We start from the raw sequence: 11,033 nt of genomic DNA, 5'->3' as shown, positions 1-11,033 counted from the left end.
CCGGATTCTGGCGATCGGCGGGTTGCCATCGCGATCTGGGCGAACGGGCTTCTTACCGTTGCGCAAATCGTCGGGGGCATATTGTCGGGCAGCCTGGCACTGATCGCCGATGCGCTGCACAACTTTTCCGATATGGCCTCGCTTGTCATTGCCTTCGCCGCACGCAAGATCGCGCGCCGCCCGGCCGATGAGCGCATGACTTTCGGATATGGCCGGGTCGAAATCGTCGCGGCCCTGATCAACTACACCACCCTCATCGTGATCGGCTTCTATCTGATCTACGAAGGTGGCATGCGCATGATTGATCCACCCGAAGTCATGGGGTGGACCGTCGTCATTCTCGGTGGAATCGCGCTTGTGGTCGACACGCTGACCGCAATGCTGACCTATTCGATGCAGAAGGGGAGCGTGAACATCCGTGCGCTTTTTCTCCACAACCTTTCGGATGCGTTGGCTTCAGTGGCCGTCATAGTCGGCGGGACGCTCATTATACTCTATGAAATGCGTTGGGTTGATCCGGCCATCACCATCGGCATCGCGCTCTACATCCTGTATTTGTCCTTCACCGAAATAGGGGGCCCAATTCGAACCCTGATGCTTGGGAGCCCACCAGATATTGATGGAAATGACGTGGTCAGAGCGATCCAGAGTGTCGATGGCGTTGTGGACGTGCATCATGTCCACCTGTGGCAAATGCAGGAGCACGCTGCGGCATTGGACTGCCATATTGTCGTCGAACGCGAATGGATGGGTGAGGCCGACAAGATTAAAGAAAACGTCAAATCGGTGCTGCATCAACGTTTCTCAATCGAGCATTCCACGCTTGAATTCGAAGCGAGCGACAATGCGCATCAGGAGGCGCAGGTGTTCGGACACCGCTCATGACGATTGCCCAAGGCATACTAGTGGTCGTTGGCCTGCTATCCGGTCTGGTTTTGATTGGTGCGCTCCTTTGGTCGATCGCCCGCCCGTCCAAGCGCATCTGGCCTCCAAACAGAGAGCATTCAGTAATACCAAACATTGCATGGGGTCTCACATTGGCCGTGTTTGGGGCGGTGATCGGTTTGGGCATCTTGGATTGGAAATCCGCTTCTATGGCCAACCCACTCCGTTGGGCGGTCGGGCCGTTCTTGATCGCAACCGGAAATCTGATTGTCTGGTGGGGGGCATTCAGCATTGGACTGAAAGCCACCAGCGGTGCGAAAGACGAGCTGATCACTTCGGGTCTCTACCGTTTCTCTCGGCATCCGCAGTACCTTGCCGACATGGCCATCCTGATAGGTTTTGGTCTTCTCTTCGCCTCATCTTGGGTTTGGCCTATCGTCATCGTTGGAGTTGCCGCGCTGGCCCTTGCCCCGCTCGCGGAAGAGCCATGGCTGCATGAACAATACGGCTCCAAGTATCGCGATTATTGCGCTGAAACGCGTCGATACCTGTAAACTCGCGACCTCACGAGAACGTCATCGTTTTTTCAGTTGAACCTCTAGCTTCTAGAGGTCGTATCCGTCAGCCAACAAAAGAGTGAGGCAAGGCATATGACAAAAACACTGAAAACACGACGCCAGTTCGTCTCGACAACTATGATCGGACTTCTGGCAACACCTTCCCTTCTCCGTGCTCAGGAGCAGGAGCCCTCGGCGGTACGCAGAAATATTTCGTCCTTTAGTGCGGATCTCTGGCAAGACCACTTCGATAACCTTCAGCACGGTGCAATTTTGTGCGACATCGACTCGCGTGCAGTCCAGTATTGGTCGGAAGACGAAAGTGTCTACAAACTCTACCCGTCGAGTGTCCCTGCATCGGAAGAGTTGACCCGCCGAGGATATACAGAGGTTATAAGGAAGGTGGAGGGGCCGAGTTGGCGGCCCACTCCATCAATGAAAGAGCGTAACCCCGAATGGCCTGACTATTGGCCGCCGGGTCCTGACAACCCGCTTGGAACACACGCACTTTATCTGTCGTGGCAGTATTACCGGGTGCACGGAACCGGTGACACGCGCAAAATCGGTCGGCAATCATCAAACGGCTGTATTGGACTGTACAACGAGCACATTGCTGAACTTTTTGCTCTGGCAGAAGTGGGAACCCAGGTCAGGATTTTCTGAAACCCAAGGAAAGCTGGCTGATACTTCTATTTTTAACATAAACTTCATTATGCGTCTTTGTACTTAGTGTTGCGATAGTATATTATCGTATGTATGCTGAGCCTTGTCACAGAGGGTTCTCAGCATGCGCCATCTATTCAATAAGCTCCCCGCCTCGGTCGCAGTTGCCCTAACTGTGACAGGTCTTTCGCTGCCGATGCCCGCCCGCGCGCAGACCTACTCTATCGATTGCGCGATCCTCTTGTGTCTGTCGGGCGGCTGGCCCGCTTCCGTCCCTTGCGCCCGGGCGCGCGCCGAATTCATCCGGCGGATTACGCCCTGGCCGGTGGAACCGCCGCTGCAGATCTGGCGGTGTCCCATGGGCGCTTCCTATGAGAGCGATCGGCCATTAAACAGCGCTGGCCGCATCTTTGAAGCCTTTTACCAGACGGACAGCCGTCGACCGCTCCAATCCTTGCAAGTCCATGATCTCGTTCCCACCGACCAGGCACTCCGGCTTGTTCAGGATCGCGCGGACATCGATATCAGCGGTCCCGAGTTCAATTTCGTGCGGTCCATCCGCGTCTTCGATGTACGGTATGCACGACAGCACGAGTCCGGGCGCGATGGGGATTGTAACCGAAGCGCGACCGTGGTCCTCGGCACCTACGGGACCCAAGGCGATTTCTCATGGCAGCGATCTTCGATAACTGCCCTGCCCGAGGCCCATGTGGGACTTGAACGTTGGGGCGAGCATTGCCCTGGCATTTATCACCGATCCGTCTTCGTCGATTGGCGTGACTATGACGGCAACTACGGGTTCGAGCAGGTGAACTACTGACCTGCCGCTACGTAGATTTGTCATGGAAGACGGCTTCTTTGGCTTGCACGACCGCACCGCATACGCTTCGCGGTCCACATGCTGTTTGGCGTTTAGGCAAACACCGCGGGTTCGCTCTGTTCACCCGTCGTCGCTTCTTCCGATCCTCGTCAGCGCATCGAAGTCGATTTCTTGCTTCTGTTCGTCACTTATATCCGGCCGGGTTTCCGATACCGGCTGGGGCCCTTGGACGTCCCACATCACCGCATGTGAGCCTGTCCTCCAGCGATAAACCCAACCAACAACACTGCACCCATCGGTCCCGATCAGATTGGCGATCGCGACGCCCTCACCCTTATCTTCGTTCACTGTTTACTGGCTTCCTGCACTGCGGCGCTGCGAATTGCGGCGTGGGGTTGCAGAGCGTTCACTACGACCGCGCGCCGGGCTTCTTTGATGTTGGCTAACTGGTCCTCGATGAGGAAATGATCATCAGACCGGGAAAGTGGGTTCCCGTGTTCTCAACAATTCATTGGCTTCAAATCCTGTGGTCGGGCTCCGTGGCGGCTTCAACGATCGCCAGAACCTCGAACGGGTCAAAGCCGATGGCGCGCGCCAAGACGACCAGCTCGACAACGTCGACCCGGCGCTGGCCGCTCTCAAGGCGGGCAATAAGGGACTGGTGGCATCTGAGCCTGTCTGCCAGGTCTTTCTGACCAAGGCCCGCTTTGACACGGGCGTCGACCAACGCCTGACAGAGTGCCACTTGTCCCTTGCTTCTGATTGTCTTTGCCACGCGTCACATACCTTTTGTGACGTCGCTAGCGGATGAAATCTGTTATCTAAAAAGTAGATATATGAGGGTGTTATCGGCGTCTGGTTTCCATGGGCTGCAAGTCTGATGCTCCCGAGGTTGCCCATCAATCCCCTACCAATTGCAGAAATCGGCCATAGTCCTCGCTGACTTCGCGCGCTTCTTCGAAAGCGCGGGCGCGTTCGCTGTCGAGGCAACGGAAGTAGCTCTGGATATCCTGGATGTAGTCTTCGAAATCGCCACGGATGATGTCCGCATAGTCCCGCGCCGCCTGCGAATCGCTTGGCAGGAAAGGACGGGCCGGGGCGAAGCAGGATTCCGCCAAAACCGGCCCGGAAACGCAGATTAGAAGGACCAGAGCTTGCAATGGGAGCAGGCATATCAACCTCGGGTTTCTCAAACCTGTTATCTCCTTGATTGCGGACACTGCCCGAGACTAGTGTTTGCGTGACCAAACTACAGCTAAAGCATGATATTACATCTTGCGGTTGATAATATACTATCGTAACTCTGGGCTTCAAGTGGGAATGCCTGGGGTCGCGCCATTGGAGAAAGCGTGAGCCGGGCCATGAACTGGGACATCGAAGCACCAAATGTGGTTACGGAAGCCAGGTTCCGCGAGCTCGTGGAAAGCGGCTATAGCGCAGAAATCCTGTGCCAGGAGTCGGCACATAAGAAAGGCCCCAGCTATTACGGGGTCTGGATCATGCGCATTGTCTCTGATGATGGCGAGGAAAAGCTCCTGGTCACCGCCCGCACGCGGACGACCTACAACGATATCAAGATCCGCGAGTTCAAGACGATCTCCGGCGTGGTGTCTTTCTTCATTGGCCTTGGTTTTGCGCATGTCGACCTGCCGCTTGAGGCGGGGACAAGCCGTACGCACAAACTTGCGCCGCCAGACAAAGCCCCATCAGACAAGGGCGCTGGCAGCTAACCTCGTCTGTCTCTGGCTGGTCGCAGCACCTGCCTCAGCTCAAATGGTCCTGGTCATGGAGAGCGACGGCTCCCTGATCCCGTCACGCTCCCAAAGCAGCTTTGCTCGAAACTACAATGACGGCATTGGTCAGGGATCGGCGTCCGATGGTTTGGCCATTCTTGGCGAGACTGAAGCAGCTTCCGAACCTGACGCGCTGAGGTTTGCGGCACTCGCCCAGCCAGCACCCCTGCCCCGCGCAGACGTTCTCTTAGGCATCGAGGCAACGGCCCTGCGCTATGCCGGCCATCCGGGCCTGCGGCGCGCAGAGCTCTCCATGAGGGATTGGCTGGCTCTCTACCGCGCCAATATCGAGGTTGAGAGCGCCTACCGGCAGGATGCGATTTCAAGTGCGGGTGCCATTGGCCTTGGTCAATTGATGCCAGCAACTGCGCGTGATCTGGGCGTCGACCCGCGTGATCCGCTGCAGAACCTCGACGGCTCCGCCCGCTACCTCGCGATGATGCTGGAAACCTTCGGCGATCCGCATCTGGCGCTGGCGGCCTACAACGCGGGGCCGGACGCCGTGCGCCAACACGGTGGCATTCCCCCTTACCGAGAAACCCAGAACCACGTGGCCCGCGTCATGGCTGTCGTGGCCCGATTGGAAGGATCAAATTCATGAGACAGATTTCAAACCTCTTTGTCGCCTCGCTGGCGCTATTCCTGTTCATTGCCGAGCCCGCCCTTGCACAAAGCATCGATCTCTCCCCGATCCAGAGCTTGTTGCAGGGCATTGTCGATGCGCTGACCGGCCCTCTTGGTGTGGTCATCGCCACACTCGCGGTCCTCGGCGTTTTCTTGAGCTGGTTCTTCAACATCATCGACCTGCGCCAAGCGCTTTGGGTCCTCGTGGGCATCGCTGGTGTTGCCGCCGCTCCCACCATTGTTGCCGCGGTCTTCGCCGGTGGCTGAACGCTCGCCCCTCTTTCTGGGCCTCGTGCGCCCGCCGAAGCTTCTGGGCCTGCCCATCATGTACGCGATGGTCTGGCTCTTCGGCTCTGTGCTCTTGTTCGTCTGGGTCCAGCACATCGCGGTACTGGGTTTCGCCGCCCTGCTCTATCCGGTGCTGTGGAAGGCCGCAGATTGGGACCCGCGTTTCATCGACGTGATGATGACGGCCCTGCAGGAGACACCGCCCACGCGCAACAGGTCCATCCATGGCGGGGACAGCTATGCCCCGTGATGACGCCCGTGGTGCTGCGCTCGATGCCCGCACAATGACGCCAGACTGGTATGCGCGCGAGACCCGCCTCGCGCATATGCTGCCCTATGTAAGCCTCGTCGACGACCAGACCGTGCGGACCCGGGTGAACGAACTCTTCCGCTGCATTCGGCTCGAGGGGATCAACAGCTACACGACCGACGATGCCTATCTCGACAAGGTGACGGCGCTTTTTGCCCGCATCGTCGCGCAGCTCGGGCCGGAATTCAGCTATTACGTCCACAAGGTCTCCAAGGCCATCAAACCTGATCTCGACCCGATCCGTGAGGACAGCTTCGCAGGCGAGGTGGACCGGCGCTGGCGCGCAAAACTCGAGACCAGCGGGCTGCGCGACAAGACGCTGACGCTCACCGTCATTCACCGTCCGCCCCCGAAAAGCCTCCTGCCGTTCCTGAGCCGCAGCGCGCCGGACCGGCTGAAGGAAGCGACGGAGAAACGTTTGCGTCGTCTGGGCGAGGCCGTGAGCGTGTTCCTGTCGGGCCTGACGGAGTTGAACCCGCGCGTGCTTTCGGCCAAGAGCGGTGAGTTGATCGGCTTTCTGGGCGCCCTCAACACTGGCCAGGAGCTGCCGCTCTATCCGGCGAACACCTATGGCTTCCTGTCCTTCAACGTCGCCAACACGCGAGTGACGTTTCACGGCGATCATTTCGAGCTTTCCGAAGGCGTCGTGGGGCATCGCTACGGCAAGAGTTTCACCATCGGGGAATACTCGGAAGGCACCTCCTGCACCATGTTCGACATGCTGAACCTGCCGGTCGACATGATCGTGACGCACTCCTTCACGCCGATCAATTCGAACCTCATGGCGGGCCGCATCAAGCGGCAAAAGCGCCAGATGCAGGCCAGCCAGGACGCAGCCCTCTCGCTCCTGGAAGCCCTCGACATCGCCGCCGATGATCTCGAGGCCAAGCGCCAAAGCTTCGGCGAGCATCACATGGTCGTGACGCTCTTTTGCGACACGCTCGAAGAGCTGCAAACCCTCAGCGCCGAGATCGTGAATGCCGCCGCGACCGAGGGCGTGAAAATGATCGGCGAGCGGGTCGCCGCAAAGGCCCATTACCTCAGCCAGCATCCCGGCAACCAGCCCAAGCGTGTCCGCGCGAGCGCCGTCACCAATCGCAACTTCGCGGATTTTGCGGCCTTCCACCGGACGCAGCTCGGCAAACCCGCAGCACTTACCCCTTGGGGCCGGGTCGTCACTTATTTGCCCACGCCGGAGCAGAGCGCCTACCGGTTTTCCTACCACGAGCAGGGCAGCCCGGACAAAGAACCGACCAGCGGGCATACCCTGATCATGGGTCGGCCCGGGTCGGGCAAATCGGTGCTGTCCGCCTTTCTGATGACGCAAGCCCGTCGCGCAGGCGCGCGGATCTTCGTCTTCGATTACCGTCTTGGTATGGAGATGGCGGTCCGCGCCAATGGCGGGCGCTACGCGTCCCTGAACGCCGGTCAGCCCACGGGCCTCAACCCGCTCTGGACCGAGACCGATGCGCGCGGCACCGCCTGGCTCTCGGACTGGCTTGTCACCCTGCTCTACCGCGCCGACAAGCCGCTCACTCCTGCCCAGACCAATCGCATCCAGGAAGTCGTGCGCCAGAACGCGCAGGCCACAAACCCGGCCCTGCGGAACTGGCGGGATTTCGCATCGCTTTTTGTGTCCACCGATGATGGCGGCGATCTGCACCAGCGCCTGCTCGAATGGACCGAGGACGGCCGCTATGGCTGGATCTTCGGGCAGAGCCTCGAGGACACGTTCTCGCTCAAGGGCGATGTGGTGGGCTTCGATCTGACCGGCATTCTCGACAGCGAGGCCGACAAGGAACGGATGGCGGTCCTGTCCTATCTCTTCCGCCGGGTCGAGCGCGAAATCGAGGACCGCCGCCCCACCATCATCGTGATCGACGAGGCCTGGAAGGCCCTCGATAACGCGTATTTCGCCGAGCGGCTGTCGAACTGGCTGGTGACAGCGCGCAAACAGAACACGGTCGCGGTGATGATGACGCAATACGCAAGCCAGCTCGAGCGCACCCGGACCGGCAAGACCATCATCGAGGCGGTGCCGACGCAGATCCTGCTCCCCAATATCCGCGCGCAGCCAGCGGACTACGCCATGCTGAACCTCACGGAGAAGGAGCTCGATGTCCTTCTCAACACGGGCAGCAACAGCCGCTTGGCGCTGATCCGCGACGATCAGGGCTCGATCGTCGTCGATGCCGATCTGAGCGCGCTTGGACCCAATCTCACCATCCTTGGCGGCATGGAAAAGGGCGAAGCGCTTGTCGGCGCCGATTACCGCGACCGCCCTGATTTCTGGAGGCTTTCATGACCCGTATTTTGATGTTCGTTGCCGCGCTCGGTGCGTTGGCCTCCTGTGCCCAGTACCAGGAACCGCAGGCCAATTGCTTCACCTTCCTCGCCTCCACGACAGCCATCTCGCCTGATTGCACCTTCACGCCCCTTGGCGCACCGGAGGGCGACATTGAAGTCTAGCCTGCCTCATATCCTGGCCCTTTGCCTGCTGCCCGGTCTCGCTTTGTCTCAAGGCGTGCCGACCAATGACAGTGGGCTGACCGCGCGTGACATCGTCGAGACTGGCGATCGCGAGGCTGACTTGGCCGTTCAGGCCGACAAGCTTGCCGTGCGCGAACTCATTGCCGAGATCGAACGGGAGCAGCTGGAAACCCTGCAACGCATCCTCGATGCCCAGACCAGCTTCGGCGGTCAGGGCTTGCCGGCTATGGTCTCGGGGCTGGAAAGCGGCAGCGGGGATCCGGCCCGGTCAGTCGAGGCGGTCTATGGCAATGCCGACATCGACCCCAATCCCGGCGGTGCGCAGATGTTCGGGGATGCGGCGGAAAACATCGAGCAGCTCATTATCCGCGTGGCTCAGGAGACCAGCGGCTTTGCCGGCGTTGGCCGCGCGGGCCTCTCCCCGGTCCAATGGCGCGCACTCCTACAGGCGCTGATCTGGCAGGAAAGCCGTTTCACCATCGGTGCACGCTCTCCCGTCGGCGCCTTTGGCCTCACCCAGATCATGCCCGGTACCGCCAGCGATCTGGGCATCAATCCGGAATACTATGACAGCCCCTACCTGCAGGTGCATGGCGGTGCACGCTATCTCGCGACACAGCTCAACACCTTCGACGGCAATATCATCAATGCGCTCGCGGCCTATAACGCGGGACCCGGCCGGGTTTTCGAGTATGGCGGCGTGCCACCCTTTCGCGAGACCCAGCACTACGTCCAGGTGATCCCCGAACGCTATAACCTCTATTTGACCCGTATCGGCGGGATCGAAGCGCTTGGCACGATCGACCCCGCGCTTCTGGCCAATGCCAACCTCTCGCTCACTGGGCACGGCGCGGCCTTCTATGGCAACAACTCACCCGCCGCGATCAGGCAAGCCGCCCTACGTATTGCGGATATCGTCGAACGGATTTCCGAGACCGAGGATGTGCAGGAGAGCGTTGCGCTCAACACTTATGCCCGCGCCGAACTCGTGCGTCTCGTGGCCGCCCGCATCCGGCTTCAGGCCGCCCGCACCCGCGTGCTCTCCGCCGAAGAGCTGGCCCAGGCCAGCGCCCGCATGGCCGAAGGCGCGTTCATGGATTTTACGATCAGGGAGATTGAATGATGGGACATCTGCTCTTGAGGACAGCTTTGGCCACGACACTTGGGGTTGGTCTGCATCTTGGCGCCCTATCCCCCGTCCTCGCGCAAGGCGTGCCCGTCGTCGATACCCAGAACATCGCGCAAAACATCCAGCAGCTGCGGCAGATGATCGAGGACGAGATCTTGCAAAACGAGCAGCTGACGCAGCTCCGCGAACAGCTCGGCCTTCTCACGGACCAACTCGCGGAGCTGCAAAGAACCTACGAGGCCCTCACCCGCCTCGCCGAGCTTCCAGAAATCATCCGCACCGAGATGGAAGACGAACTCAATGGCCTACTCGACCAAGAGTTCGGCGATATCCTCGCCACGATTGAGGCGATCAAGACGGGAGATTTCTCGGGCCTCTCGGGCTCCGGCGCGGGCGAAATCGAAACCCAGATGGATCGGGTGCTGGCCGATCTCGGATTTGACGATGACACCCTCTCGGAAATGGCCACGAGCGGCAATCCCGGGGCCAACCGCGTGGCGACGCAGGCCACCACCGGTGCCCTTGTCTCGGCGGCAGCCCAGAACAGCTATGAGGATGCCGGCCAATCGCTCGAGCGGGTCGACCGCCTTGTCGGGCTCATCGACGACATGGACGAACTAAAGGAAAGCATCGATCTCAACACGCGCGTGACCGCGGAGCTCGCCATTGCACTGGTCGCCATGTGGCAACTCGAAGCCATCCAGACCGTGGGCGATGGCACCGGCGGCGTGATCGATGCCGCCACCATCGCCGAAGAGCAGCGCTTCATGGACTTTACGCTGCCGGACCTGCGCGCAGACTGATTTGAGGCATGACGCGTGGCGAGTGAACAGGAAATCATCGAAGAAGAGCTGGTCTATGGTGCTCTGCGCCGTGAACGCCTCTGGCAGCGCCTTGGGCTCATCGGGCTCATCTTCGGCATTCTCGGATGCCTGAGCGCGGCGGCTGTCGCGATCCTCGATGTCGATCCGCCGCCTGTGGTCGTGCCCTATGATCCCGCCACCGGCTTTGCCCTGCCCGAGGCTTCGGTGGGCGCGACGTCTGTCACAGCCAACCAGGCGATCATCGAGGCGGAGGTCTTCCGCTACGTGACCGACCGCGAGGTCTATAACCAGCTCGACAACGACCTGCGCATCCGCAGCGTCCTGCGCCGCTCGGACGGAGCTGCCGAGAGCGGGTTGCGCCAGATCTGGAACAGCGCCAACGAGAATTACCCGCCGACCGTCTATGGCCCCAACGCCAGGCTCGACGTGGAAATCCTCAGCATCAACCGGATCGGAACCAACCGCGCGACGGTCCGCCTGCGCAAGCGCCTGACGTCCATTAACGGCACCCAGACCGGCCTCTTCACTGCGACGCTTCTCTTCGAGTTCCGCCCGGAGACCCGCCGCTCCATCGACGAGGTCTGGACCAACCCCTTCGGCTTCACCGTGCGCGAATATTCCATCCGCTCCGACAGATTGGAGAACTGACG

The 11,033-nt window shown here is 60.1% G+C and carries 15 protein-coding genes; 13 read left to right on the top strand and 2 right to left on the bottom strand.

Translation table 11 applies throughout. The annotated features are described in order from the left end of the window. The 4 genes from C8N42_RS17615 to C8N42_RS17600 all read left to right on the top strand — a co-directional run. Positions 1 to 885, top strand: an 885-nt coding sequence (locus C8N42_RS17615; RefSeq protein ID WP_107817824.1) for a cation diffusion facilitator family transporter, incomplete at its 5' end; no start/stop codon positions are given. Continuing rightward, positions 882 to 1,439, top strand: a complete 558-nt coding sequence (locus tag C8N42_RS17610) for a methyltransferase family protein (protein WP_088726085.1) — start codon at positions 882 to 884, stop codon at positions 1,437 to 1,439. The genes C8N42_RS17615 and C8N42_RS17610, both read left to right, overlap by 4 nt. Positions 1,440 to 1,580: 141 nt before the next feature. Further along, positions 1,581 to 2,105, top strand: a complete 525-nt coding sequence (locus C8N42_RS17605) for a L,D-transpeptidase (RefSeq protein WP_425430535.1) — start codon at positions 1,581 to 1,583, stop codon at positions 2,103 to 2,105. Positions 2,106 to 2,229: 124 nt separating this feature from the next. Next, positions 2,230 to 2,925, top strand: a complete 696-nt coding sequence (locus tag C8N42_RS17600; protein ID WP_245890250.1) for a hypothetical protein — start codon at positions 2,230 to 2,232, stop codon at positions 2,923 to 2,925. 517 nt (positions 2,926 to 3,442) lie between these two features. Here C8N42_RS17600 and C8N42_RS17590 read toward each other — a convergent pair. Next, complete coding sequence (locus C8N42_RS17590; RefSeq protein ID WP_017470289.1) at positions 3,443 to 3,700, bottom strand: helix-turn-helix domain-containing protein; 258 nt, start codon at positions 3,698 to 3,700, stop codon at positions 3,443 to 3,445. Between the two features lie 124 nt (positions 3,701 to 3,824). Then, entirely contained in the window at positions 3,825 to 4,076 is a 252-nt protein-coding gene (locus C8N42_RS17585; protein ID WP_073038180.1) for a hypothetical protein, read from the bottom strand. Between the two features lie 210 nt (positions 4,077 to 4,286). On the opposite strand from C8N42_RS17585, the gene C8N42_RS17580 reads away from it, so the two are divergent. From C8N42_RS17580 to C8N42_RS17545, 9 genes are read left to right on the top strand one after another with little or no spacing between them, the layout of a single operon-like run. Then, on the top strand, positions 4,287 to 4,655 hold the full coding sequence (locus tag C8N42_RS17580; protein ID WP_107817821.1) for a hypothetical protein: 369 nt from the start codon (positions 4,287 to 4,289) through the stop codon (positions 4,653 to 4,655). A 43-nt stretch (positions 4,656 to 4,698) separates the two neighbouring features. Continuing rightward, entirely contained in the window at positions 4,699 to 5,319 is a 621-nt protein-coding gene (locus C8N42_RS17575) for a lytic transglycosylase domain-containing protein (RefSeq protein ID WP_107817820.1), read from the top strand. After that, positions 5,316 to 5,609, top strand: a complete 294-nt coding sequence (locus tag C8N42_RS17570) for a TrbC/VirB2 family protein (protein WP_012187163.1) — start codon at positions 5,316 to 5,318, stop codon at positions 5,607 to 5,609. Before C8N42_RS17575 ends, C8N42_RS17570 begins: the two co-directional genes overlap by 4 nt. Continuing rightward, on the top strand, positions 5,602 to 5,880 hold the full coding sequence (locus tag C8N42_RS17565; RefSeq protein WP_008282962.1) for a VirB3 family type IV secretion system protein: 279 nt from the start codon (positions 5,602 to 5,604) through the stop codon (positions 5,878 to 5,880). Before C8N42_RS17570 ends, C8N42_RS17565 begins: the two co-directional genes overlap by 8 nt. Then, the gene (locus tag C8N42_RS17560; RefSeq protein WP_107817819.1) at positions 5,870 to 8,245 is read left to right on the top strand and encodes a VirB4 family type IV secretion/conjugal transfer ATPase; all 2,376 of its coding nucleotides are present in this window, start codon (positions 5,870 to 5,872) and stop codon (positions 8,243 to 8,245) included. The genes C8N42_RS17565 and C8N42_RS17560 overlap by 11 nt, the downstream gene beginning before the upstream one ends. Continuing rightward, the gene (locus C8N42_RS21690) at positions 8,242 to 8,409 is read left to right on the top strand and encodes a hypothetical protein (RefSeq protein WP_008327378.1); all 168 of its coding nucleotides are present in this window, start codon (positions 8,242 to 8,244) and stop codon (positions 8,407 to 8,409) included. Before C8N42_RS17560 ends, C8N42_RS21690 begins: the two co-directional genes overlap by 4 nt. Continuing rightward, the gene (locus C8N42_RS17555) at positions 8,399 to 9,553 is read left to right on the top strand and encodes a lytic transglycosylase domain-containing protein (protein WP_173585991.1); all 1,155 of its coding nucleotides are present in this window, start codon (positions 8,399 to 8,401) and stop codon (positions 9,551 to 9,553) included. Before C8N42_RS21690 ends, C8N42_RS17555 begins: the two co-directional genes overlap by 11 nt. Continuing rightward, a complete protein-coding gene (locus tag C8N42_RS17550; protein ID WP_043755082.1) occupies positions 9,553 to 10,362 on the top strand; it encodes a type IV secretion system protein in 810 nt (269 codons plus the stop codon). Before C8N42_RS17555 ends, C8N42_RS17550 begins: the two co-directional genes overlap by 1 nt. A gap of 15 nt (positions 10,363 to 10,377) precedes the next feature. Beyond that, positions 10,378 to 11,031 carry a VirB8 family type IV secretion system protein gene (locus C8N42_RS17545; RefSeq protein WP_043755065.1) on the top strand — a complete coding sequence of 218 codons (654 nt, stop codon included), beginning with the start codon at positions 10,378 to 10,380 and terminating at the stop codon, positions 11,029 to 11,031. Positions 11,032 to 11,033 lie beyond the last annotated feature (2 nt).

The organism is Celeribacter persicus, from assembly GCF_003050785.1.
In the GTDB taxonomy this organism is placed as follows: Bacteria; Pseudomonadota; Alphaproteobacteria; order Rhodobacterales; family Rhodobacteraceae; genus Celeribacter; species Celeribacter persicus.
The sequence above is the reverse complement of the archived record's forward strand: the minus strand, read 5'-3'. Positions and strand labels throughout refer to the sequence as shown.